The following is a 25,705-nucleotide window of genomic DNA, read 5'->3' as shown; positions in this document are numbered from 1 at the left end:
AAAAAACATGAGATCAAGAACACTCTTACTGGCCGCTATGATGATCTGCGGAACATTTGCTGCACACGCACAACAGGATAATACAAAACAGTACCAGAAAATAGAGCAGCTGTTTGCTGCGATGAACCTGGAAGAAGCCTATAAGCAATCAGCTATTGTGGCGGCCGACCAAACCGCTGCAGGTTCGCCGCAACTGGCTGGAAAGAAGGAAGAAGTGCGGGCCTTTTTTATCAAATACGCGTCGTATCCGGCCTGCAAAAATGACCTGCTGAAGTTGTACGCAAAATATTACAGTACGGAAGAAATAGAAGTGCTGACAGCATTTTACAAAACATCGGCCGGAAAGAAACAGCTGACCACTGCTGCCCAGTTACAGATGGAATCGGCGCAAATGATGAGTAGCAACCTGCAGGCCCACGCGGAAGAATTGAATAAATTAAATACGCCTGCTGCCGGCGGTCCTCAGACCCGTTAGTTGTACCGTACAAACCGCCGTTATTGCGCAACGTATTTAACAAGCAAATTGTCAAACGAATAAATTTATGACTTCCATTTTAAGAACGGAAAATCTTTCTCACCGGTATTCCAGTACCTGGGCCATCCGCGACATCAATATTGAGGTGGGGCAATCAGGCATAGTAGGCTTGCTGGGCTCAAACGGCGCCGGCAAATCTACCACCATGAATATTATTTGCGGTGTGCTGAATCAAACGGAAGGAAGCGTGTATATCAATGGCATTGATCTCAGAAAGCATCCGGAGGCGGCGAAGAAAGAGATCGGGTTCTTACCGCAGAATCCTCCGTTGTACACGGATCTCACTATCGACGAATACCTCACCTACTGCGCGCAACTCAGGCTGATGGAAAATGATAAGATCAAACCGGCTGTGGAAGAAGCCAAGGAACGTTGCGGCATCACACACTTCAGCTCCCGGCTCATCAAAAACCTGTCAGGTGGCTACCGTCAGCGGGTTGGTATTGCGCAGGCTATTATCCACAAGCCCAAACTTGTGGTGATGGACGAACCTACCAACGGGCTTGATCCCAACCAGTTGATTGAAGCCAGAAAACTGATCAGGGAAATAGCCATCGATCATTCTGTGCTTTTATCCTCGCATATCTTGTCCGAAATCAATTTGCTCTGCAAAGAGATCATCATGATAGAGGCGGGCCGGATGGTGTTTTCAGACAGTATGGATGCGTTCAATAATTATGTGCAGTCGAAAATTATGCTTTTACGCATGGACAACCCTCCGCCGAAAAGCGACCTGTTAAAAATTCAGGGCGTTACCCAGGTGGAATTTATGACGGACAAACAAGCGAGGGTTTATTTCGATGGCAGTCATGAAGATATTTCGGACCGGCTGATAAGGGCGAGTGTGGAACAGGGGTGGAAGTTAAAAGAGATAGCGCTTGACAAGGGCCTGCTCGATGATGTTTTCAAACAACTATCCTCCCAGTCTCCACAATAAAGCGCAACTAATGAAGACGATATTTCAAATAGCAAAGAATGAGCTTCGTAACCTGTTCTATTCACCAATAGCCTGGTTTCTGCTGATTGTTTTCCTGGTGATGTGTGCGTATTTTTATACCGGCACCACTTATACCTGGGCCAAGCTGGCCCACCTGGCGTATTCCAATGATCCTAACTGGGTTTGGCGTGCCACGCAATCCGGGACTTCGAGTATTTTCCTGGATGGCGACGGTATCCTGGTCAATGTATTACAGAGCATCTATTTGTTTGTGCCCCTTCTTACGATGGGGATCATCAGCCGCGAGATCAACAGCGGGACCATTAAACTGCTGTACTCTTCACCGGTTAAATTAAGCCGGATCATCCTTGGGAAGTATCTTGCATTGATGATCTATAACCTGCTGCTGGTCCTTATCCTCAGCATTTTTATTATCTCCGGGTTTTTCGATATCAAATCGCTCGACTATGGCCCGCTATTATCGACACTGTTTGGGTTTTACCTGTTGTTGTGCGCTTTTACGGCCATCGGTTTTTACATGTCCAGTCTGACAACCTATCCCATTGTGTCTGCCATCGCCAGTTTTACGGTGTTTTTTGTACTGATGAGTATCGGGCGCTTATGGCAACAGTATGATTTTGTAAGAGATCTTACTTGGTTCCTTTCTATTGCGGGACGTACTGAAAAAATGGTGATCGGCCTGATCACTACTAAAGACGTGATCTACTATCTTATTATCATCTACCTGTTTATCAGTTTTACGTTATTAAAACTGCAGGCCGGGCGTGAAGCCAAACCCTGGTTTGTAAAAGCCGGCAGATACGTGGCAGTGATCGTGGTGGGCCTCTTGATGGGCTACATCAGTTCGCGTCCCCGCTTTACCGGGTATTGGGATACCACCGCCGGGCAAATCAATACACTCCTTCCGCACTCACAGAAAATTATCAAATCATTCGACGATAGTCCGCTTGAAGTAACGCTGTACACCAATTTACTTGGTGCCGCTGCGCAGCATGGCCTTCCGGAATGGCGCAATATTTACCTGAAGCGCTGCTGGGAAAATTATCTCCGTTTTAACTGGAACATCGATTTTAAGTATGAATATTATTACGATGTTGACAGCACCGATGCGACCAACACTGTTTTCAAACAGTTTCCGGGAAAGAGCCTGGAACAGATAGCAGGGGAAGTAGCGAAAGTGCTCAAAGTGGATGTATCCTCCTTTAAGCCTCCGGCGGAGATGCGCAAGCTCATTGATCTTAAACCGGAAGGTTACCGCCTTGTGATGCAACTGAAATATAAAGACCGCGCTGTTTTCCTGCGGACATATGGCAGTGTCGAATGGCCCAGCCCTGCAAATATCGATGTAGCACTGGAAAGGCTGCGTGGTGTTAAAATGCCGAAAGTAGCCTTTGTTAGCGGAGACCTGGAACGTAGTATTTACAAGCGTGGAGAACGGGAGTTGTTCCTCCAGGTAATAAACAACGATAATTCCGGGGCATTGGTGAATACCGGCTTTGATGTGGACACCGTTAACCTGTCTACACAGGACATTGCGCCTGATGTGACCACGGTGGTACTGGCCGATCCAAAAATGGAATTAGGCGCTGCTGCATTGAGCAAACTTAAAAGCTATATAAGCAGGGGGGGTAATATGCTGATACTGGGCGAACCCGGTAAACAACATATTTTGAACCCCGTACTTGAGGAGACCGGCGTTCAGTACGTGAACGGCAAGCTGGCACAGCCCGGCTATAATAATGCGCCGGATATGGTGACGCCTTATATGACGGCGGCAGGCCTCCGTATTGCGCATGAAGAACCCGCCTTGCTGATGAATCGTTTATGGTCCAACGGCGTGTATGACGACACGCTAAAAATACAGATGCCTTCCGCTATGGGAATTGCTTATTCATCGGATAGCGGCTTTACCGCAAAACCATTGTTTGCAACGGTTCCCGGAGCCGTATGGTCAAAAGCCGGAAAATTTGTAACGGACTCCGTTGCCCCGGTATTCAGTCCGCAGGAAGGCGACATTCAGTTTAACGCTTTTGCTACCTGTATTCAGCTAACGCGGCAAATCAATAACAAGGAACAACGGATGATTGTGTGTGGCGATGCCGACTTTCTTAGCGACAGGGTATCATACGCGGGTTGGGTGAGCAGGACATTCTACTGGTGGCTGAGTGATGGCCGTATGCCGCTTTACTCAATCTATCCGTATGCCAGCGACAATATGCTGCTGCTCAGCCCGGCCAGGGCAACGGTACAAAGAATAGCATACCTGTGGGTATTGCCTGGTATATTAATCTTCCTGAGCACTGTATTGCTGATCAGGAGAAAAAGGAAATAAATAAGCGCACCCATGAAGTTATTATTTAGAATTGCAAAGAATGAATTCCGGTACCTGTTTTACTCACCCATTGCATGGTTTCTGATCATCGTGTTCCTGGTGCAATGTGCGCTCGTGTATACGAGTCCTGTTTATGACCTGGCACTTTACCAGGATATGGTGCTGAAAAACAATCCCATGCCCAGAATATCGATGGCGACGGAATCATTAACCCTCAAGGTTTTCCTGATGGGTGGCATATTCTCCCGTGCGATAGGAAATCTGTATCTCTTTATCCCTTTGCTCACAATGGGGTTGGTGAGCCGGGAAATCAATAACGGGACGGTTAAGTTATTGTATTCTTCGCCGGTTCAGCTGCGGCAGATTGTACTGGGAAAATACCTGGGTATTATGCTTTACAGCCTGTTGCTGATAGGGATCATCGGAATTTTTATGATCACCGGAATTTTTAATATTAAAGATGCTGATTACGGCATATTGTTTTCTGCCGCCCTGGGTTTTTACCTGATTGTATCTGCTTATTCAGCCATCGGGTTATTTATGTCCAGTCTTTCCACTTACCAGATCGTATCGGCGCTCGCCAGTTTTACGATCATTTTTATCCTCAGCCGGATCGGTGGACTGTGGCAGAAATATGATTTTGTAAGGGACCTTACCTATTTCCTGTCTCTTCAAAACCGTACCGGGAAAATGTTGCAGGGACTGGTCACCACAAAAGATGTCATCTATTTTATAGTGGTTTCATCGATGTTCGTTGGCTTTACACTGATAAAACTAAGGAATGGCAGGGAAGTTAAACCCTGGTACATAAAAGCAGGCCGCTTTGCAGGCGTTTTTGCGGCAACCCTTATAATAGGCTATGTCACTTCCCGCCCGGCACTCACCGGTTACTGGGATACCTCCGCCACCAAAATGAATACCATACATCCCCGTACACAGCAGCTCCTGAAGGAAATGGGTGATACCACGCTGGAGGTTACGCTGTATACCAACCTGGTAGACCGCATGGTATCTAGTGGACTTCCCGACGTGCGGAATGTAAATTACCTGGGCGATTTCTGGGAAGCCTACTTACGTTTTAAGCCCGGTATCTCATTTAAGTATGAATACTATTACGATAACGACGCTAAAGCAACGGACAGCGCATTGTATAAAATGCTTCCTGGTAAAAGCCTGAAACAGATTGCAACGGAGTTTGCAGAATCGCTGGACATGGACTTGTCGATGTTTAAGACACCGGAAGAAATGCGCAGGATGATTGATCTTAAACCGGAGGGCTATCGCCTGATCATGCAATTAAAATACAAGGGACGCACCGAATACCTGCGCACTTTTGAAGATAATTTTGTATGGTCCGATGAGCAGAACATGAATGCGGCCCTTAAGCATTTATTATATGGAGATGTACCAAAGTTATTATTTGTAAGCGGCGAGCTTGAGCGCAATATTTATAAAAAAGGGGAGCGGGAATATGCTTTTCATACCACGTTAAAAATAGCGCGCAATGCTTTGGTGAATATGGGCTTTGACGTAGATACCATCAACCTTGCCACGCAGCATATTCCGGAGGGGATTACGGCACTTATACTGGCCGATCCCAAAATGGACCTGAGTCCTGCTGTGCATGATAAACTTAAAAACTATATCGATGCAGGTGGTAATATGCTGATCACCGGTGAACCCGGCAAACAATATGTACTCAACCCATTGCTGAAGCAAATCGGCGTGCAACTGATGAATGGGCAGCTGGTGCAGCCAACGTATAATGAAACCCCCGACAGGGTAATGCCCTATCTCACAGCAACAGCGGCCGGTCTTGCTGAAGAGCCTCTGGTGCTGTACTTGCGGAAGATGCTACAGGCGCATAATACCCCTGATTCAGTACAAACGCTGATGCGCGGGGTTGCGGGAATTTCCTACGCCGGGGATAGCACCTTTAAGGTGGCGCCCTTGGCTATGACCAGTCCTGGTCGTGTATGGCTGAAAGCGGGCGACCTGGTAACGGATTCCACGCTTCCTCCATTTAACCCGCTGGCAGGCGATATAAAACAAGCTTCCTTTCCCACCATGGTGCAATTAACAAGGTCCATTCATGGGAAAGAGCAACGGATCGTTGTGTGTGGCGATGCCGATTTTTTGAGTAACAACCAGACGGGGGACCACTCTGTTGGCAGGGCACTTTATAGCTGGTTAAACTATAACCAGTACCCTGTTTATACACCGCGTCCACAACCGGAAGATACCCGTTTACAGATCAATGCGGCTATTGCCGGTGTACAGAAAATTGTATACATATGGGTGCTGCCGGGTGTGATACTGTTACTGGGCACCATACTACTGATCCGCAGGAAACGCAAATAAGCATACTTCTACTAAATACACATCAGATGTTACGAACCGACGAACAAACCATAGACGACCTTGGAATATTTGGAAAGAAAAGCGGCAGCGGGATTTATGATATCTATAACCGCTCGCACACCAGGGGCGGCGAGGCCTTACTGGAAGAGATGTTCCGCAGCCCTTTGTCTGATAAGGACACTATCAACCGGCGCAGCAGCATCATCGAAAATTTTGCGCGGCTGGGCATGTCCTTCCCTTACAATGCTTCGTTATTTGACATGGCGGAGAAGTATCTTATCAGCGGGGAAAAAAATGCAAAAAGCAAAAACGATCCAACCTTACTCGGTGAAAAAGAGGTGCAAAATGGGGTGGGAGCGGTAATAGAGCTTATCCGGCTTACGAAAAAATTTGTTGAGCAGCCAGATGTGAAAAATATACCTGCTTACGCATCGGAGTGTGAAGCCATTACCCGGTTGCTGGCGGATCCTGTTTTTGAACCTGCACTCAAAGAACAACCCAAAGGAAAACTGTCTTATGGTGCTGTTACGGCTTATGATGCCCTGTTCAGGGTAAGCGACCGGCCCAAGGTGGAAAAATTGTTAGGCTGTATCTACTACCTGGATGTGTATATGTCTGTTGCCAAAACAGCTACAGAAAGGAATTTTATTTTCCCAAAGGCGTTGGACAAGGGATTGTGCGAACTCAAACTGGAAGGCGTATATCATCCCGCATTAAAGAACCCGGTTGGCAATGATATTACGATGAACGCTGCACAGAATGTGATTTTTCTGACCGGCGCCAATATGGCTGGTAAGTCCACCTTTCTCCGTTCCTTGAGTACCGCTTTGTACCTGGCGCATATGGGATTCCCGGTGGCTGCAAAAGCTATGACCTTCTCCGTTATGGATGGTATTTATACCACGGTGAACCTGCCCGATAACCTGGGCATGGGCGCCAGCCATTTTTATGCGGAGGTACTGAGGGTGAAAAAAATGGCGACAGAGTTAAGCTCGGGGCAATCATTTTTTATTTTATTCGATGAACTGTTCCGCGGTACCAATGTAAAAGACGCCCATGAAGCCACTGTTGCTGTTACAAATGGCTTTGCAACAAAACAAAACAGCATGTTCATTATTTCCTCGCATATCGTGGAAGCAGGAGAGGAGCTTAAGAAAAAAAGCAACATCGACTTTCTTTACCTGCCCACACGAATGAACAACCATGTACCGGAATATACTTACACACTGGAAAAAGGTATTACAGATGACCGGCACGGCATGGTGATCATCCGTAATGAAGATATCCTGAACATACTGGAGAAAGGGAAGAAGAAAAGAGCGCCGGAGTTAGCATCTCAAAAGGTGAAGCCAGTATAAATCAGCCAGGAGCCGTTTGGGAATTAATCACCGGTAAAAAAAATAACTGTTCGTATGAGTTTTGGAATCGACAAACAAACCCTTGATGAGCTGAACCTGCTGGGTAAGTTCCGGCAGGGATCAGTATATCATTTATTTAACCGCGTAAAAACGCGTGGTGGAGAGCAGCTGCTTGACAACATGTTCCGCTTTCCCTTGAATAGTGAAACCGCGATCAATGAGCGGAGTAGTATTTTTCAGTATTTCCAGCAGGCAAAGCTCTCTTTCCCCTTTGATGTGCAGCAGGTAAGCCTTATGCGGGAGTACCTTGATGTGCAGGCGAATAAAAATGCTGCGCTGGTATTGGCTGGTACACTAATTAAAAAATGGCTTTCTACGCTGACAAGGGACGAACAGTATAAAAAAAATGTACAGGGATTACAGGCAACTATCATTACCCTGAACAAGTGCCATGCTTTTGTAACAGCTATGTATCCGGCGGAAAATCCCTATTATTCCCGTGTGCAGGCAATGAAGGATATCTTATCGGATAGGCGGATTGAAATCCTTCGGAATATCGACATCTACCAGGCATTGCCGATAAAAACCTTAGCCAGTTACGATCATCTGTTGAAGGGAAGGCTGCACCGGCAAATGGAAGATATTTTACAATTTATTTATGAAACAGATGTATACATTTCCGTGAGCGCTGTGGCGGCAGAAAAAGCATTCAGCTATGCCCGGGCGCTGCCGCCGGAAGCCAATGTGTTATCGGCTTCGGGGCTTGCCCATCCATGTATCGACGGGGCCGTAGGCAACCGGATCTTCATGGATGCAGACAGTAATGTATTATTCCTCACAGGAGCTAATATGGCAGGTAAATCCACGCTGATGAAATCGGTGGGTATCGGATGTTACCTGGCGCACATGGGCTTCCCGGTGGCGGCGGAGCGCATGGAATTCTCCGTGAGGGAAGGATTATATACCTCCATCAATGTGGCAGATAATATCGGTCTCGGCTACAGCCATTTTTACGCCGAGGTAGTAAGAGTAAAACAGGCCGCGGAAGCGGCGGCGAGCGGCAAAAGGCTGCTGCTCATGTTTGATGAGCTGTTTAAAGGAACGAATGTAAAAGATGCTTACGACGGTACACTTGCTGTAACGGAGGGTTTTTCCGGTTACGAAGAATGCCTGTTCATCGTTTCTACACATATTATTGAAGTGGGCGAAGCGTTGAAGTACCGCGACAATATTCATTTTGTATACATGCCTACGGTGATGGATGGCGCTTATCCCCGTTATACTTACCAGTTGCAGGAAGGGATTACGGAAGACCGGCAAGGGATGATGATTATCCGCAACGAAGGTATCTTAGAACTGTTGTACAACAAATCATCATGACTAAAAATACATGCTTATTAACGGGCATCCTTATAGTATCCGGATTATTGCGGGCCGGGGCGCAAAGTTCATCTACCGCCGATATGTACACCAGCTATCAGCACTACTATAGTGGCTTGAAATTTATGCCTCCCGGTAAAAGTGCCATGATACAGGATTTGAAGGACAGCACAGCACTGCTGGCCGACGAAGCATCTCCGGCAGGAAATAAAATCAAACTCCTTCCCGCCACCACCAAGGCACTGGCCGATGAAGAAATTTATGCCAGGAGGAAAAGCAGTGTATTCATTGTGGGGAAACTGCAGAAGACCGTGAACAGCACAGACCCGTTATCGTTCGCTTTAACAGGCACTGCTTTCGCGCTAAACGCCGATGGGATATGTGTAACCAACTATCATGTATTGAAAGGCATTATTGTAAATGATAGTCCGGATGCTGTGAAAGACAGCGTTTACTTTATTATTACCTGGGACAAACAGCTCTATTTCATAGAAAAGATACTCGCCTATTCCCAAAACAATGATCTCGCCGTTTTCAAGGTGAATACCAATGGTAATAAACTCCTGCCGGTACCGATAGGGAAGCCTGCGGAAGTAGGGGCGGCCGTTTACTGCATTTCCCATCCTACCGGTTATTTTTATTATTTCAGTAAAGGAATGGTAGCAAGAAATGTGACCATCAGTGCCCGGCAGACAGCGGCCGGCTATAATCCACTGGGTAAGCCGCCCATCCGGATGGAGATTACCGCCGACTATGGCGTGGGTTCAAGCGGGGGACCAGTATTGGACAAACGCGGTAATCTTGTTGGAATAATTTCGGCTACCATGCCGCTGGGATCCATGATTAAAGACGATACAGGTAACGTTACAGGGCACCAGCAAATGGTGATAAAGGATACTTTGCCCGTGAGTGCATTATTGGAGTTGCTGGGCAATTAAAATCTTCAAAAGATCTGTCGGTAATTTCCAGATAGTCTTATATTTAGATGTGAGATTAAAATGGGAAATACTATCCGGAAGGCGATTTCATCCCAGGCTTTATTGATTACACTATAAAAAGTAATGTATGAAATTTCTTTCCCTGCAACCATTTGTTCCTTCGGGAAGTGATTTTGAAAGATCAAAGCAGTTATTTTCAGCGTTAGGGTTTAGTATCAGTTTTGAGGCACCAGGTTATGCCGGTTTTGAGAAAGACGGCTGCCGGTTTATTTTGCAGGACTACGATGTTCCTGACTTTGCCCAAAACTTTATGATCACTGTACAGGTTGAAAGCGTAAGTGAATTCAGAAGTGAAGTGATCGATAAAAAACTGCCGGATCTGTTCGGGATACGGATCGGTGAAGTAACACAGCAGCCTTACGGAAAAGAAGTGAATATTATTGATATAGCAGGTGTGTGCTGGCATTTTGTTGAATAATTTATTTGTATTTTTTATTTGAGCCTATTGTTTTCGTTTACAAAACCTGCAATATGAACAAAGAAATACAGGCCTACAATGATTCATTGTCAGCCGCAGATAGGGCTATTGGCGATAAGCTGGCCCGGGAAATTAACAAGTATCTGACCAACGCAGAAAGTAAAATATGGCACCGGCACCCGGTGTGGTTCCTGAATGGCAATCCCATTGTTGGGTACAGTAAATTAAAAGACAGTGTGCGCCTGTTATTTTGGAGCGGACAATCGTTTGAGGAAGAAGATCTGCAACCGGAAGGTACTTTCAAGGCCGCAGAGGCGCGGTACACCGATGTAAAACAGATAGACACCGGGCTGCTAAAACGCTGGCTCGAAAAAGGCACAAAGATCCAATGGGATTATAAAAATATCGTCAGGCGGAAAGGTGTGCTGGAACGATTGCTGTAGCAGCGTTTTAGCTTTCTATACCGTAACCCGCTGCAATAACTTCCTGCTTTCTTTACTCACAAAAGTAATCGGCACAAACTTGTCTGTAGGTGCGCCGATATAATATACGGTCCATTCCGGATCGTGATGCGACAGCATTTCACTGATACAATCTGCCCGGTGGCCCATGGGATTGGAACAATCGTCCCAGTAAAACAATTCTACCCGGTAGTGCAGCTGCTGCTTCTGGTTGTTGATGGTCACTTCAACTTCAATCTCCTGCTTACCCGGGAGTGGGGGAATAGGAATCACGATGTGGCTCATGGTGTTGTTGTTATACAAGCGTTTCCGCAAGAAGGTTGCCATATCCGGGCAGTATGCACATACATCACTTATGTATAATTGTTTCCTGTAATTGTTCATACACGGGCGCGGGGTGTCCGAAAACGGACAGTTTAAAGCAAAAAGGTCAACGGGGGGCACTGTTATTGAATAGCGCGTTAGGCGGATACCCGAAATAATTTTTAAATGCACTTGAAAAATGCGACAGGTTTTCAAAGCCTACTTCAAAATAAACGTCAATGGGTTTCCGCTTCTTTTCCGACATCTGATAATGCGCCAGCTGCAGTCTTTTTTCTGTCAGCCATTTTTGCGGCGTGGTATGATAGGTCTTTTTAAAATCCCTTCTGAAAGTCGCCAGGCTCCGGCCGGTTAGGTAGCCAAACCGGTCCATCGTCATGTTAAACATGAAATGCCGCTCCATAAAATCGGAAAGATCTATTTTCCCCGGCTCGTCAAAGTCGGCCAGGAGGCCATCCACGCTTTTGTCGATAGACCTCAGTATGCTGATGGCTTCTTCAATTTTAATAGCAGCGATATCCCGCGGAAGGTTTTCACCCAGATCAAAATAGGGGATCAGGGAAGCAAGACAACTTTCCAGCAACGGGTGTTTGGAGAAGTGATATATTTTTGAATGGGAGGCCGTTCGCCCGGCTGCTTTATGCCGGGAATAAAAATCCCGCAGCCTTTCTTTGGTTAAATGCATGGCTACTGCTTTATGCGGCATCCCGTTTTTCGGGCAATTGATCACCGTTGTCAATTGATTGCGTGGAATCAGGAAAATATCGCCGGTGTTAAAAGTATAGGCAGCATCAGCCTGTATAATTTTTGTTTCACCAGAGATAAACCAAACCAGGATATGGTGTTCAAATATTACTTCCGTTTTGAACCCTTTGCCGTTAAACTCCGACAGCTTGATATCCGGCGTAATATATTTCGTTTCAAACTCCATTTTTTAACAATAGATTTAAGCCGAATATAAGAATTCGGCTTGTGAGAGAAGATTTTAATTGTGGGTAATTATCACTTGACAGGAAATGCAATACCCGTTAGTTTTTCCGTTAATGCCCACAGCTTCCTGGCATTTTCAGCATCCACCGAATAAGGTTTTACGCCTCTCAGGGAAGAAGGATCGTTATAGTTGTGTGCAATATTTCCTTCATCCGGTCCGGCTACGTCTGCATCCTCGCAGTATACGCCACCTATGTCATTTAACCGGGGGGTAGTTGCGCACCATACGGATGTTGCAGCGCCCTGCTCGATCGTTTTGAGTGTGGCCGCAACCTCCGGCCGGATATTTCCCGCTTCATCATGCGTACCCATTTGCTGGAACAGGGCTATGGGCGCAACACGACCGAGGTCCGTACCATTTACCGATCCGGGATGCACGGAAAAAGCACGTACGCCAAACACTTTGCCGCGATGATCAAGTTCCACCGTAAAAAGATTATTCGCTGTTTTTGATTGTCCGTAGCCCTGCAATGTTTCATACTCCCGGGAGCTAAAATTCGGATCGTCAAAATTGAAGGGCGCCATCTGGTGACCGTATGATGATACATTCACCACGCGCGCACCACTGCTTCTTTTCAGAGCAGGCCAGAGTTTTGCTGTTAGCTGAAAATGACCTAAGTGGTTGGTGGAAAGTTGTGACTCATAACCCCGTTTATCGCGTTGCAGAGGTACCCACATAATACCTGCATTATTAACCAGTATATCCAGTGTATTATTGGCAGAAAGGAATTTTTCTGCAAAAGCATTGATAGACGCAGGGTCCATAAGATCCATTGCTTCGATGGTTACGTTACTGATCCCTTGTAGATTATTGGCCGCTTTGCGGATATCACGGGCGGGTACTGTCACCTTTGCGCCGGCGGCAACAAACGTTTTAACAGTTTCAAGTCCTATGCCTGCATAGCCGCCGGTAACAATAGCTGTTTTACCGCTGAGGTCAATACCCTTTATCACGTCGTGTACGGTAGAGGTGGCGTTAAACCCGGAGTGGATTGGTTGCTGAAGGGCGCCGTTATAATTGTCTTTTAAATTCATCGTTTTAAATTTTATGAAACAAAGCTAGCGACAGCCCGATGAAACCGTTTTGTTTAAAACGTCAAAGTACTTTGTTTAAAACGTCATTTATTATCCGGTTTGGTAACAGTCATTAAGCATCTGCTCCGCAGTCTGATCATCGCGGAATTTCGGAATTAGTTCAAATCAATCTTTTCCTATATTGCAGTATGAAAATATTATTGATAGCCATAACGCTAACCGGTTTCTGCAGCTGCTACAATAGTAAGGAAGGCTATGATGAAAGCCGCGAATTGGTGCCCAATCCTGAGGGATATAAGAAAGATACCTTTATTCAATCATCCGCGGACACCGTTGCCCGGATAGATACTGTTAGCAAGAAAAAATAAATATTTTAAATATGGCAGAGAAGACCATCTTTTATTCCGAATCAGATAATCCGGAAATGATTAAAGCCTTTCATAAAGCACAGGAAACATTTAAGTATTTCTGGAGAGAACTTTCCTGGGAGTACCGGAGAATTGTTCCTGCATTAGACCTGGCTTGTGTTAAAATAGCCTTCATGCAAAATGTGGCGCATCAAACAACTCCGCTGGTAGAGCATATGTGGATTAATGAAGTGGAATTTGATGGCGATATGATTAGCGGCGTACTTATAAATGATCCGACTGAGCTGACAAATATCAAGAATGGAGACTTTGTGGAAGTACCGCTAAGTCAGGTCAGCGACTGGTTATTCAGCAGCCAGGGAGATACCTATGGAGGATTTACCATACAGCTGTTAAGGTCCACCATGGGCAAGTCGGAACGTAAGCAACATGATGAGGCCTGGGGATTGAATTTTGGGAACTACCAGGATATTCAGCTCGTTTATGGACAAAAGGAACACCCGGAACATCTTATTGAGCACCCTATGAGTATTAATATGAAGGATAGCTTAGTGAAATTTCTACATGAGCATCCGCAGGAAATAACTAATCAGAACGAAGCCGGGTATACACTTTTGCACAGGGAAACAATATCAGGCAACCGGAGTTCTGTTGAAATTTTGTTGCAGCTGGGGGCGGATAAAACCATTAAAACCGGTAAAGGAAAAGTAGCATTGGATTTTGCAAAGCAGCTTGGTTGGGAACACCTGGTTCCATTGCTTTAGTAACTTTATTTAAACTCCCATGAAAGAACTGATCAGCAATAAAGACTATGAGGGAATCGAAAAGGCGCTCTCTCAAAATCCTTCACTGGCTAATGAAGGGATTCCTTTTGATGAAAAGAATACGACCAAAGCCCATCCGTTGCATCGGATCTGTGACGGCGTATTTGCCCATACTTATACGGATCAGGAAGCCGTGGAGATGGCCCGGATATTTTTAGCGCATGGCGCAAACGTTAATGGCAATGAGTTGACCGAAGGACGCGACACGCCGCTGATTGCAGCGGCCAGTTTGCATGCGGAGGAAGTAGGTATTTTATACATAGAAAATGGCGCGGCTATTGATCATGCCGGTTGTCATGGCGGAACGGCTTTGCACTGGGCTGCCTGGACAGGGCAGGATAAGCTGGTAGCAAGACTGATCCGGGAAAACGCAGACATTCATAAACGATGTATAGATTTTAAAGGAACCCCGCTTTTGTGGGCTGTTCACGGGCTCAAACACGGAGGCCCGGAAAACCGGCATCACCAGGTTGAATGCGTGCGGTTGCTGATAGCAGCAGGCGCCGACAAAACCGTTCCCAATATAGACGGCACCACCCCATTGGAATTTCTTGAGGAGGCCGATAAGGACTTAATTGACCTGTTAAAATAAACGGACTTACTTTTGCCCGATGCCTGCCAGCGCGCTCAATTCAAATTCAAAAGCCGCTGGTCCGAACCGTTGAATAAGCTGTTGCTCCAGTTCATTTGCCACGCGATCGTAGGAAGCAGGCGCCTTTTCCTTTGCCTGCCGGCCCAGCGGATGCTGGTGAAAATAACTGTTTACCACATGTTTGGCAGAAGGGGCATGTCCTTTAATTTTCAGATACACGGCTTTATGGCTGGTAAATCCGGCTTCTTTAAGGTAGTTGTTCAGCACTTGCGGATCATGCAGCGCGAACGGTGTATGGAAGCGGCTTGTATCTTCTCCTTCAAATAAGGGAATAATTGTTTCGTCGATCAGCAGTTTAAATAATTCCATGCTGCCAGTATGATCCCAGGTAGTGAACACAAAATGACCGCCGGGCTTCAGTACACGGAATGCTTCATTCACGCCGCCCTGCTTATCCGGCAGGAACATTAATCCAAACTGGTTTACAACCAGGTCGAAGGACTGATCTGCGAAAGGTAATGCCTGCGCATCGGCCAACTGAAAAGTTATAGCAGAATGATTTAATTGCTGTTGCGCCAACTCCAGCATATCAGGGTTGATATCGGTAGCCGTGATACGGGTAGATGCAGGAAAGTTTTCCCGGAGGTGTTTGGTGAGCCTGCCGCTTCCGGATGCTATTTCCAGGATAGACGTTGCGGGAAGGGTAACAACATGTGGCAGCAACGCTTTGGCCGATGGTTCAAAAATGAGAGGACCCAGGTGTTCCTCATAGTTGGAAGCGTCGTTTCTTGTAATTTTATATACTTCTTTATTCATAACTGTGTATTTAAAAAGATGCCTGTTGAGGTTTTGAAGTAGTAAAATAACATTTTTTCTTACTTTTACCTTCTTACCTAGCTAAAGAAGGAGATCGCAGCCGGAAAGTTTTTTCGATGGTAGAAAGTTTGTAATCATTATCTGCCATGCGTTTAATACTTCTTTCATTATGCCCTGTTACAAAAGCTGCTTTAGCCGGCTCTGTTACCAGCCTTTTTATAGCCGGGATTGAAACTGTTAGGTAATTCACCAGCCTTCCAACAGGATGATATCGTTATTAGCTTTTCGGGAGCAGGCAGTATTGCCGGCAACGCCAACAATGACTATCACATCACGTATATGATCCGTTATTTCGTGAAACGAATACCAGCCGTCGTCCTTGTTATCAGTGGAATGCTGTCCACCGCTTCCGGTCAGAATAGCTCAACAGCAGATAATGCGTTAACCCTGCTTATGGAAGGAAACTTTGCAAAAGCAAAAACTCTTGCCGGGGAAGCCATCAGCTCAGGAAAGAACGCTGGCCTGGCCTATGCCGTTCGCGGGCGGGCAAAGATTGCTACAAATGAGGTGACCTCCGCACAGCAGGATATTAATGAAGCCATCAAACTTAGCCCGGATAACGGCGTCTATTACACTTTCCAGGCAATCGGTTATCAGCTTCAGAAGAATGACGGCCTGTCGGCAAAAACATTTGAAAAGGCGCTGAGGTTACTGGCTTCACCAAAATCTGCTATTGAATACTATGCCCGCGCAATTGTTTATGAAAACACAAAGAATGAGGAAGCCGCGCTGGCAGATTATAGTAAGTCCATTGAGCTGAACCCACGTTTTGCCCTTTCCTATGTAAAGCGGGGCTGGATTTATTCCGACAGGAAACAGGCAGATGCTGCTATCGCAGAGTTTACAAAAGCCATTACGGTGAACCCCACTTATACCAGCTGTTATTTTACCCGCGGCAATGCCTATTACGGGCAGCAGCAGTACGATCAGGCAATAGCCGACTTCACAAAAGTAATTGAACTGGACCCTAAAGATGATAATGCCTATTTCAACCGGGGGGTGATGTATAAGAAGAAAGGAAAATACGAAGAAGCGCTGGCCGACTACGCCAAAGTAATTGAGCTTTCCCCTAAAGATGCCTCCCTGTACGGCAATCGGGGGAATATTTATTTTATCCTGGAAAAAGGAGACCTGGCATTCAGCGATTACAACAAAGCAATTGAGCTGGACCCAAAGAATGCGCTTTACTACGTGAACCGCGGGAATACCTACGTTCGCTGGGAACAGTGGGATTCCGCACTGAACGACTATAACAAGGCCATTTCACTGGATCCGAAATATGCCGATGCGTACCTGGAACGGGGTAATATTTACCTGAATAATAAAAAACAAAGTGACCTGGCCCTGGCCGATTTCAATAAGGTGGTTGAAATTAACCCGGGGTATTCCAATGGGTATCTGAATATTGGCGTTGTTCACCACGACAAACAAGCATATAGCCTGGCAATAGCCAGTTATACAAAAGCCATAGAAGCCGACCCGGCAAATATCCTCGCTTACCTCAACCGCGCGGATGCTTACGATGCCATCGGCAGCAAGAAGCAGGCGGACCTCGACCGGAAGAAGTATGCCGACCTGGGTGGAAAGATCACTGCGTCTGCCGGGAAAACGCGGAGCGAAATATTCCCACAGGGAACATTTGATGCTAAGTTGGCGGAAGCCGCACTAGGCCGGGGCTTATCAAGGATTGTAGGGAAAGCCTGCACCAAAAAAGACGGGCTAATATTCCCTGCCGCCGGGGTGATCGTAAAACTGTTCCCGGTTACGCCGTACCTGGAAGAATGGCATAAGTTGCGCGATCAGAAAGAGAGCAGGAAAACAGGCGTTTATATGTCGAAAGAAGCAAACAAATACTCTATCGAAGCAGTTGCCAACTCCGATGGTAAATTTGCTTTCGAAGGACTTAAACCCGGTAAATACTTCGTACAACTGATCCACAGTTTCAATCAACGGAAAACCGCGCGGGTATATACAGGTTCTTATACCTCGCAGAATGGCCCGGTGCGAGAAACCACCAATTACTACTATGATGAGGATTATATAGTGGGTCGTTCACAACGACTCGAAAAGTTTATTGAAATTAAAGAGGACGGCGAAACAAAAAAGTTTACACTGGCCAATGGCTTGATTAAAACCTGCGAGTTTTAATAATTTTTTCATCAATATAAAACAACACCATTATTTCTCTCCATAAATCACCAGCGCACTGGATTCGATCATCACCTCTCCGGAGGGATATTTCTGATCTACGGCAGCAAATACTTCTCTCTTTATTTTTTCTTTCATGGCCTCATCACATTTGCTGAGCGCTGCTACAATGGGAGCGCCTATTTCGGTCATCATACTCCAATACACCTCTGTTGTTTTACAGTTCAGTTTTCCGGTAATTTCTTTTTGGGAGATGTTTTTTAGTCCGGCGTGTGCAAACAAGCCAGCGATCAGCTGATCTTTTGCGCAGCGGAACATTCCAGGTGCGTCCGGAGGTGGCGGCGGCAGTTCCATATTCCGGTTGATGGTGCCCATAATTGCGGTAATCCAGAAGTTTTTCTCCGGAACATTCCATACTGCGGTGGCTAATCTGCCGCCTGGTTTAAGTACCCGTACCATTTCATTCGCCGCCAGCTGCATGTCGGGGAAGAACATAAATCCAAACCGGCAGCTGATAGCATCAAAGGTGTTGTCGGCAAATGGAAGTTCACAAACATCGCAGGCAATTGTTTCCACGTTTTTGATCCCTCTTTTGGCGGCATTTTCCCGGGCTATTTCCAGCATGTGTTCAGCAAGATCGGTGATCACTACCTTACCGTTCTTCAATTTTGAGGCAATGGTGAGCCCTGGCTCACCGGTTCCTGCCGCTATGTCCAGCACTGTATCATCGTCTTTAAGTTGCAGCGCACGGATGATTTCATCGCCCATTGGCTGCAGGAAGTCCATGGTAAGTTCATCCCATTTTTTCCAGCCGGGAGAGAACTTATTCCAGGCGTCCTTTTGCTGATCACGGATTTGTTCAAGTACTTGTTCCATAATGTGGGGTTTAATTAAAAGATTACAATCATTCGTCTTAACTCCTTGTGCCATTGATAGTGAAAGTGCCTGATGCCTGGCGTTTGCCGGCAATCAGTGTTTTGGGGTGCTGTGGCCTGGCGGTTGATTTGTTTACCAAAAGTAAGCTCTTTTGACGGGAAAGCCCCGGACGTTTTTTTTCTGATTTGAGCATTTGCAATTTCCGGTTTCCTTCAAGGAATACAGGTACAGTATTGCTTTTTCAGGCATCTGTTGCCTCAAACCTGTTCCGCCGTAAAATTCCGGATTAGATAAACTCCGTGGCGCCACATGTATTCTCTTTGCAATACTAAATTTTAAATATGAAGCAACATTGCCAACCTTATATCTTTTTTTGCATCTCTACCTTTCTTTTATTCCTGTTACCGTTGTTCCTGCAGGCAGAAAATGGCGTTACCGGTATAAAGGGGCAGGTGCTGTCGGCCGACGGTAAACCCGCGCCCGGCGTAACGGTGGGATTAAAGTCCACCCGGTATTATACCGTTACCAACGAAAAAGGACATTTTGAAATAAAGGCGCCTGCGGGCAGTTATACATTAACTGTTTCTTTTATCGGCGCTAAAAGCCTGGAACAGCCGGTAGTGATCACCGATGCAGTGGTTACAAGTGTCCCTGCTATCAAGCTGGAAGAAACAGCTTCCTCGCTGGGGGAAGTGGTAGTGGTGGGAAACCAGTACCGCGTAGCAGATAAGGAAAGTGAGTATGTAGCCAAAATGCAGCTGCGCAACCTGGAAAACCCGCAGGTATATTCAGTGGCATCCAGGGCTTTATTGCAGGAGCAGGCCATCGTTGACTATGTATCTGCACTGAGGGCTATTCCCGGCGTTAGCGGTGCGTTAATAAGACCCGGATATAACAGCTGGGTATACCTCCGTGGATTTGTTGCCAGCGATAACTTCAGGGATGGCATGTATGTGGACCAGGGAGTGAACGCTGATCCGGTGAACACAGAAAGAATAGAAGTGATCAAGGGCCCTTCCGGTACGCTGTTTGGCGCCAACGGTGTTTCTTATGGCGGGTTGATCAACCGCGTTACCAAAAAACCTTTCGACAGAAGAGCCGGTGAGATCGATGCCAATCTGGGCAGCTATGGCTACAGCCGCCTAACCGTGGATGTGAACACGCCGCTGAATGAAGATAAAACAGCACTCTTCCGCGTTAATGCCGCCGGCAGCTGGGACAACGGTTTCCAGGATTACGGGTTTAAAAAATCCTATACGATTGCGCCATCGTTTTCCTATAAGCTGGATGACCGCACAGATGTTCTCTTTAGTACAGAATTTCTCAACATGAAAGCCAATTCACCGGTGCGGGTAAGCGGTATCGATGTGCCGGGTGTTACAAACATCAACCAGTTACAACGCGATTACTTTAAATCCTATGGCTCTAATAAGCTGAGTGGCGTATTTAATATCCGGAGCTTTTATACAAATATCACCCACCGCTTTTCGGATGACTGGAAGCTGGATGTGAATGTAAACTACTCCGACTACAACTACGAAATCGGTAATGTTTTCCTGAATTTTAAGAAAGATAGTCTCTGGCGCTATTACGGCGCTTTTTCCAATGCCACCAAATCACTGGCCATACAACCTAACCTGACGGGCGATTTTAAAATTGGCAAGCTGCGTAACCGCCTGCTGGTGGGGCTGGATTACCTGCACCGTGACACCCGTTATTCGCCCCTGGGAAATACAGTACTGGTAGATGGACTGGATTATACAAAATCCTTTGTGCCGCCGATAAATGCCGCCAAAGTGCTGGCAGATGGCGAAGCAGCAGCAGTAACCACCCTCAGCAAGCCGGTGAGCTATGCCGCTTATGTAACGGATGTTATTTCGCTGACCGACAGGTTAAATGTATTGCTCAGCTTACGGATCAACTACTTCGATAACAAAAAAGGAACAGAAGTACTGGAAACGGGTGAAGTATCGGGCGATTACGACCAAACGTCGCTGTCGCCAAAGTTTGGCGCCACCTATGAGGTGATAAAAGACAAAGTTTCCCTGTTTGCCAACTACCAGACCGGGTTTAATAATGTGTATGGACAGGACATTTTTGGGATCAGTTTCAAACCGGAAAATGCACGGCAGGCAGAAGGCGGTGTGAAAATGGAGCTGTTGAACGGACGGCTCAGCAGTACCGTTAATTATTATAATATACTCGTGGAGAATGTGGTGCGCCAGGACCCTGGTAACCCGGCGGCGAGTATCCAGGATGGTACCAAGAAAAGCCGTGGGGTGGAAGCCGAAGTTACCGGCACCATATTGCCTGGTTTAAACGTAGTGGCAGGATATGCTTACAATGATATTTTTTTCCTGAAAACCAATAAAGGGTATGAGGGCAAGCGGCCGGCCGGCCCGCCGGCGCATGCAGCCAACCTGTGGGTGAGCTATAGCTTTGTAAAAGGGCGCTTAAACGGCCTCGGTGCAGGCTTTGGCGGCAACTACAGCAGCAGTGCTTTCTGGAATGATCTTAACACCATTACGGTACCGGGATACACCATTTTAAACGCCGTGGTGTTTTATAATACAAAACGTTACCGTTTTTCTGTGAAGGCAGATAACCTGTCGGATCAGCGCTACTGGGATGCCAGTGGTAACCCGCAGATGCCACGGCGGCTGATGCTTGGCATTGCCTTTAAATTTTAAAGAATCCATGTAGTCTGGCAGCCTGTATTTTAGTACCTTTGCGGCGATTAAAAGTTTTTTCAGGTCTGACCAGGTGACGCTGGTCCGGGAGGCGATCCCGGAAAGCTGCATTTAAGACATATATTATCCCGTAAGGGTCATAGATAAAAAAGCTTCAGATTATACTGAAGCTTTTTTTATTAAATTTTACAACGTTGGTAATGGATAGTGTGGGTTATGAGCCATCGGCATTCAGCCCTTTCGACGAATCAACAACCGTTAGTGAATTAGCCGCAGGGCTTACTTTTTCATTGAACAATGCGCCGCACCCGCTTTGCCTGCTGGCAGCGGAGCGTTTGCAGGCGCATTTGGAGCAGCAGGAGTGGGAGCATAACTTTGGTTTGCCGGGTAATGCGGCAGGTACCGTTATTGGAAAGATGTTCGGCGTGTTGATCGTTAGAACCAGGGATAATGAGCTGGGTTACCTGGCGGCATTCTCGGGCAAACTGGCAGGTGGCAACCACCACGCGAAATTTGTGCCACCCGTTTTCGATGGGCTGGAACCGGGCGGGTTTGTGAATACCGGCATGTTAGAACTCACCGCTATCAACAAAGAAATCAGCCTCCTGGAATCGTTTACCGACGACGAAAGCGCAGCGCAGGTCCGTTTGCTCAAAATATTACGGAAAAATCATTCTACCGCACTGCAGCACAAAATTTTTGAACAGTATCATTTTCTGAATAAAGCAGGGGCATCCAAAAGTTTAACAGAGATTTTTGCACATACGCCTTCCGGGAAACCACCGGCGGGCGCAGGCGAATGCGCCGCCCCGAAGTTACTGCAATATGCTTTTCAGCATGGGATGGAGCCATTGGCACTGGCCGAATTCTGGTGGGGACAATCACCCAAATCCGACTACTGGCAACATGGTCATTTTTATGCTCCCTGCCGCGAGAAATGCGCAGCAATATTGGCGCATATGTTGGGAGAGCAGGAGTGATTATATTTACCGGGTAAATATCCGATATGAAACCATCAGCAGAAAACTCATTACGCGCTCGGGCCGAAGCATTTCAGGCACTCCACCGGCGCGCCGGTATTTTTATCGCTCCCAACCCCTGGGACGCAGGTTCCGCAAGGATACTGGAAACGCTTGGATTTAAAGCACTGGCTACTACGAGCGCCGGCCTCGCCTTTTCCTTGGGTAAACCCGATGGCCACGCGGCTGTTACCCGCGAAGAAACGCTGCAAAACGTCCGGGACATTATCAGCGCCACTGCTTTGCCGGTAGCTGCCGATCTGGAAAATGGATTTGGCGACGATCCTGCGGTATGTGCCGAAACAATATTGCTTGCCGCAAAAGCCGGGCTGGCCAGAGGTTCTATAGAAGATGCCACCGGTAAACCGGAAGATCCGATATATCCTTTTGATGTTGCTGTTGCGCGCGTGAAAGCCGCTGTAGCGGCAGCGCGGAGCTTACCGCATCCTTTTATGCTTACGGCGCGGGCGGAGAATCTCATTTATGGCCGCCCCGATCTGAAAGATACCATCAGGCGGCTGGAAGCTTTCGCAGACGCCGGCGCCGATGTGCTGTTTGCACCGGGACTGAAAACGCCGGAGGAAATAGCCGCTGTGGTTAAAGCGGTAGCACCCCGTCCAATAAACGTGGTGATGGGACTTTCCGGTGGTAACTTTTCATTGCGGCAGCTGGAAGACCTGGGCGTAAAACGTGTAAGCATTGGCTCCTCGCTCATAAGAGCGGCATATGGCGCCATTTTCCGGGCGGCAGAGGAAATACTTCACCAGGGCACCTTCAGCTATGCAGCGGAGGCAAAGCCTTATGGAGAGATCAATAAATTGTTCGGCGAATATTAACATGCGTTGTCCCCCTTTGGCGATGTCGGTCGTCATAGGCTATAAACAACGCAATATGATTACAGGGATTCAACAGGGAAGCGCTGTACAGCCTCGTGTAACCCGGTATCAGCAAGGCGTTAACAATAGATAACAGTTCTCATTTCACTCTGGCATAGTTTTATCATTTATGATAGATGAACAAGAAGCTTAAACCGCCTGCAGTCGCTAAACTTCCATCTATTCATCACACATTCAAATTTTGCCATCATGAGAACGTTAAAATATCTTATCGTTACCGTTGTTCTTCTATCCGGATTAAGCAGTTGCCTGGTTGTGCGCGACAGGCCCGGATATTATCCGCGTCATCATCATCATTATTATCATCATGGATATTACCGGTAAAGCCAACCCCGGAAATTACAGCACAATCCCCGCATTGTACCTGCGGCATGGCCATCTTCCCCTTTAATTTTGTGTGCGTAACATAAAAATTAACGAAGATGAATACACGAAACGGGTACAGCTGGTATAAGCTGTTACTGCTGGCGATGCCATTGGCAGGAACTATCACCGCAACAGGACAAAGCACGCATGCAACGGAACAGGCAGGGGTGAGCCCCTGGGGAAAATCAGATGAAATAGGCGCGCTGAATATGATGAGCGACAGTAATAACCTTTCTCTGTTCTCCAACATCAGAACGGGAAAGGTTTATGATCTTGGTGTGGAATATTTTACGGGGATGCCGGGATTCACTGCACTGGGCGATCCTCCCTATCAATACTGGCTTACGCATACACCCCGCGGTACGGTTGTAGGCAACGTTACCAAACTGGGCGATGATATGAACAAAAAGGTAAGCTATACCGGTGATGCCATCTCCATGTACACGCATACCGGCACGCACATCGATGCGCTTTCCCACTTTGGTTTGAATGGTAAGATCTGGAACGGATACACCGCAGATGAACATCTTGGCGACCGCGGCTGGGATAAGGGCGGGGCAGAGAATATTCCGCCCATTATCGGAAGGGCGGTGCTCATCGACGTTCCCGCCTGGAAAGGAGTAGAGGCACTTCCCGGAAATTATGTGATCACATTGGCCGAACTGCAGCAACTGGTACAGGCGCAGCACCTCGACATTCACAAAGGCGACATTGTGCTGATCAGAACAGGGCTCATGAAATATTTCTACAGCGATACCGAACGGTTTATGAGCAACACGCCGGGTATGAGTATGGAAGCCATAAAATGGCTGATAGAAGAAAAAGGCGTAATGACGCTGGGCGCCGATAACCTGAGCGTAGAGGTGATGCCCTCCGGCAACCATCATAACTGGCTGCCGGGACATACCTATCTGCTGGCCCAAAAAGGAGTAATGTTTATAGAGTTGTTGTATCTCGAAGAATTATCTGCCGCAAAAATAAACACATTCGTTTTTATCGGGCTGCCGTTGAAGTTAAGAGGCGCCAGCGGGGCGCCCGTCCGCCCCCTGGCTATTCCGCTGTAACTCTTCCGTTACGTCGTCACGTTCACGCACAATCAGCTTTATCACTTCATTTCCTTTTTTTATAAACTCAAAGGTGAGGTCCCGTTCTTTCGAAAAGAAAAGATTTTCTTTCTCCGCGTAAAGCAAAAACTTTTTACCGCCTATCAGCATGATGAGCAAACCATTTTCCGGCTTTATCTCCATGGAAGTGGTTTGAGGTCCCTTATATTTACCAGCGTAACTACCCAGTACATCAGCCGGTAATGTGAGGGCCTTTCTTTTATTGACATAAGGCGCCGGGCCGTGGTCGTAGCTCAGTACCCGGGTCATTTTCCAGCTACCGTTTTTCAGCAGCCAGAGATGGGTGAACTTTGCCAATCCATCTGCATATTCTTTCTTTCCTTTATTATGTATATAAAAGAGGTGCGCGCCTGTAAGTATAGCGCCGTATATCACGCCGTCTTTTTTGAGTGGGAATACTTTGATGCTGCTGTCGACCACCTCTCTTCTCAAAGTGAATTGTTCCTTGTTGCTGCAAACTCCTTTTTCAAATGATTGGGCCATAGCTGGTATTCCCAGGGTGATGCCGCCTTTGTCGTGATAGAACTCTATATCTTCCGAGAAATATTCCATCATCTTTGAGATATCGCAGTTATTATACGCCTGCCAGAAAAGACTATCGTTGTGCAGGATCACCGCAGATAGTTGCTGGTCGTTGTGCTGCGCTATGGAAATGCTGCGGAATGACAGCATGCATGTCAGTACCAAAACGGCACTTATGAGTAGTTTTTTCATTATAGAAATTATTAATGTAATAGAATGACGGCTTATCAGGCATAAAGATAGATCATTACATGGTA

At 46.8% G+C, this 25,705-nt stretch carries 24 protein-coding genes; 17 read left to right on the top strand and 7 right to left on the bottom strand.

Annotation, left to right across the window (positions count from 1 at the left end):
• Positions 1–7 precede the first annotated feature (7 nt).
• The 9 genes from QFZ51_RS22720 (at position 8) to QFZ51_RS22680 (ending at position 10,783) form a co-directional block, all read left to right on the top strand.
• Positions 8–475 (top strand): DUF2059 domain-containing protein, encoded by a 468-nt coding sequence (locus tag QFZ51_RS22720; protein ID WP_429049229.1) that lies wholly within the window; start codon positions 8–10, stop codon positions 473–475.
• Between the two features lie 67 nt (positions 476–542).
• Positions 543–1,472 (top strand): ABC transporter ATP-binding protein, encoded by a 930-nt coding sequence (locus tag QFZ51_RS22715; RefSeq protein WP_429049227.1) that lies wholly within the window; start codon positions 543–545, stop codon positions 1,470–1,472.
• A gap of 10 nt (positions 1,473–1,482) precedes the next feature.
• A complete protein-coding gene (locus tag QFZ51_RS22710) occupies positions 1,483–3,825 on the top strand; it encodes a Gldg family protein (protein WP_429049224.1) in 2,343 nt (780 codons plus the stop codon).
• A 12-nt stretch (positions 3,826–3,837) separates the two neighbouring features.
• Positions 3,838–6,186, top strand: coding sequence for a Gldg family protein (locus tag QFZ51_RS22705; protein ID WP_429049221.1), 2,349 nt, complete (start codon positions 3,838–3,840; stop codon positions 6,184–6,186).
• A 26-nt stretch (positions 6,187–6,212) separates the two neighbouring features.
• A complete protein-coding gene (locus QFZ51_RS22700; RefSeq protein ID WP_429049219.1) occupies positions 6,213–7,544 on the top strand; it encodes a MutS-related protein in 1,332 nt (443 codons plus the stop codon).
• Positions 7,545–7,598: 54 nt separating this feature from the next.
• Positions 7,599–8,924 (top strand): MutS-related protein, encoded by a 1,326-nt coding sequence (locus QFZ51_RS22695; protein WP_429049216.1) that lies wholly within the window; start codon positions 7,599–7,601, stop codon positions 8,922–8,924.
• Complete coding sequence (locus QFZ51_RS22690; protein WP_429049214.1) at positions 8,921–9,862, top strand: S1 family peptidase; 942 nt, start codon at positions 8,921–8,923, stop codon at positions 9,860–9,862. The genes QFZ51_RS22695 and QFZ51_RS22690 overlap by 4 nt, the downstream gene beginning before the upstream one ends.
• Before the next feature lie 127 nt (positions 9,863–9,989).
• Positions 9,990–10,340 (top strand): hypothetical protein, encoded by a 351-nt coding sequence (locus QFZ51_RS22685; RefSeq protein WP_429049213.1) that lies wholly within the window; start codon positions 9,990–9,992, stop codon positions 10,338–10,340.
• A 53-nt stretch (positions 10,341–10,393) separates the two neighbouring features.
• Positions 10,394–10,783 carry a DUF1801 domain-containing protein gene (locus QFZ51_RS22680; RefSeq protein WP_429049210.1) on the top strand — a complete coding sequence of 130 codons (390 nt, stop codon included), beginning with the start codon at positions 10,394–10,396 and terminating at the stop codon, positions 10,781–10,783.
• 15 nt (positions 10,784–10,798) lie between these two features.
• On the opposite strand, the gene QFZ51_RS22675 is transcribed toward QFZ51_RS22680, so the two are convergent.
• From QFZ51_RS22675 to QFZ51_RS22665, 3 genes are all read right to left on the bottom strand, one after another.
• Entirely contained in the window at positions 10,799–11,128 is a 330-nt protein-coding gene (locus tag QFZ51_RS22675; protein WP_370911973.1) for a hypothetical protein, read from the bottom strand.
• Positions 11,129–11,231: 103 nt separating this feature from the next.
• Positions 11,232–12,053: a helix-turn-helix domain-containing protein gene (locus tag QFZ51_RS22670; protein ID WP_429049207.1), complete on the bottom strand. Its 822-nt coding sequence runs from the start codon at positions 12,051–12,053 to the stop codon at positions 11,232–11,234.
• Between the two features lie 71 nt (positions 12,054–12,124).
• Positions 12,125–13,147 (bottom strand): SDR family NAD(P)-dependent oxidoreductase, encoded by a 1,023-nt coding sequence (locus tag QFZ51_RS22665; protein ID WP_429049206.1) that lies wholly within the window; start codon positions 13,145–13,147, stop codon positions 12,125–12,127.
• 188 nt (positions 13,148–13,335) lie between these two features.
• On the opposite strand from QFZ51_RS22665, the gene QFZ51_RS22660 reads away from it, so the two are divergent.
• From QFZ51_RS22660 to QFZ51_RS22650, 3 genes are read left to right on the top strand one after another with little or no spacing between them, the layout of a single operon-like run.
• Positions 13,336–13,515, top strand: coding sequence for a hypothetical protein (locus QFZ51_RS22660; protein ID WP_429049204.1), 180 nt, complete (start codon positions 13,336–13,338; stop codon positions 13,513–13,515).
• An 11-nt stretch (positions 13,516–13,526) separates the two neighbouring features.
• A complete protein-coding gene (locus QFZ51_RS22655; protein WP_429049201.1) occupies positions 13,527–14,279 on the top strand; it encodes a DUF2314 domain-containing protein in 753 nt (250 codons plus the stop codon).
• A 19-nt stretch (positions 14,280–14,298) separates the two neighbouring features.
• A complete protein-coding gene (locus QFZ51_RS22650; RefSeq protein ID WP_429049199.1) occupies positions 14,299–14,931 on the top strand; it encodes an ankyrin repeat domain-containing protein in 633 nt (210 codons plus the stop codon).
• Positions 14,932–14,937: 6 nt separating this feature from the next.
• Here the strand turns inward: QFZ51_RS22650 and QFZ51_RS22645 are convergent, their stop codons facing one another.
• Entirely contained in the window at positions 14,938–15,747 is an 810-nt protein-coding gene (locus tag QFZ51_RS22645; RefSeq protein ID WP_429049196.1) for a class I SAM-dependent methyltransferase, read from the bottom strand.
• Positions 15,748–15,975: 228 nt separating this feature from the next.
• Here QFZ51_RS22645 and QFZ51_RS22640 point away from each other — a divergent pair, with 228 nt between their 5' ends.
• A complete protein-coding gene (locus tag QFZ51_RS22640; protein WP_429049192.1) occupies positions 15,976–17,955 on the top strand; it encodes a tetratricopeptide repeat protein in 1,980 nt (659 codons plus the stop codon).
• A gap of 30 nt (positions 17,956–17,985) precedes the next feature.
• Here QFZ51_RS22640 and QFZ51_RS22635 read toward each other — a convergent pair whose 3' ends face one another.
• Positions 17,986–18,831, bottom strand: coding sequence for a class I SAM-dependent methyltransferase (locus tag QFZ51_RS22635; RefSeq protein ID WP_429049189.1), 846 nt, complete (start codon positions 18,829–18,831; stop codon positions 17,986–17,988).
• Positions 18,832–19,172: 341 nt separating this feature from the next.
• On the opposite strand from QFZ51_RS22635, the gene QFZ51_RS22630 reads away from it, so the two are divergent.
• The 3 genes from QFZ51_RS22630 to QFZ51_RS22620 all read left to right on the top strand — a co-directional run bounded on the left by QFZ51_RS22630 (position 19,173) and on the right by QFZ51_RS22620 (position 23,376).
• A complete protein-coding gene (locus QFZ51_RS22630) occupies positions 19,173–21,521 on the top strand; it encodes a TonB-dependent siderophore receptor (RefSeq protein ID WP_429049186.1) in 2,349 nt (782 codons plus the stop codon).
• Between the two features lie 200 nt (positions 21,522–21,721).
• The gene (locus QFZ51_RS22625; RefSeq protein WP_429049183.1) at positions 21,722–22,501 is read left to right on the top strand and encodes a pseudouridylate synthase; all 780 of its coding nucleotides are present in this window, start codon (positions 21,722–21,724) and stop codon (positions 22,499–22,501) included.
• Between the two features lie 26 nt (positions 22,502–22,527).
• Positions 22,528–23,376 (top strand): isocitrate lyase/PEP mutase family protein, encoded by an 849-nt coding sequence (locus QFZ51_RS22620; RefSeq protein WP_429049180.1) that lies wholly within the window; start codon positions 22,528–22,530, stop codon positions 23,374–23,376.
• Positions 23,377–23,650: 274 nt separating this feature from the next.
• On the opposite strand, the gene QFZ51_RS22615 is transcribed toward QFZ51_RS22620, so the two are convergent.
• Positions 23,651–23,815, bottom strand: a complete 165-nt coding sequence (locus QFZ51_RS22615; protein ID WP_429049177.1) for a hypothetical protein — start codon at positions 23,813–23,815, stop codon at positions 23,651–23,653.
• A gap of 43 nt (positions 23,816–23,858) precedes the next feature.
• Between QFZ51_RS22615 and QFZ51_RS22610 the strand changes: the two genes are divergently transcribed.
• The gene (locus QFZ51_RS22610; protein ID WP_429049174.1) at positions 23,859–24,866 is read left to right on the top strand and encodes a cyclase family protein; all 1,008 of its coding nucleotides are present in this window, start codon (positions 23,859–23,861) and stop codon (positions 24,864–24,866) included.
• On the opposite strand, the gene QFZ51_RS22605 is transcribed toward QFZ51_RS22610, so the two are convergent.
• On the bottom strand, positions 24,816–25,640 hold the full coding sequence (locus QFZ51_RS22605; RefSeq protein ID WP_429049170.1) for a nuclear transport factor 2 family protein: 825 nt from the start codon (positions 25,638–25,640) through the stop codon (positions 24,816–24,818). The genes QFZ51_RS22610 and QFZ51_RS22605 overlap by 51 nt on opposite strands.
• Positions 25,641–25,705: the final 65 nt, after the last annotated feature.

The sequence above is a fragment of the Chitinophaga sp. W3I9 genome (assembly GCF_050434025.1).
Classification (GTDB): Bacteria; Bacteroidota; Bacteroidia; order Chitinophagales; family Chitinophagaceae; genus Chitinophaga.
Note: the sequence above shows the minus strand (reverse complement) of the source record. Positions and strands in the feature narration are given on the sequence as shown.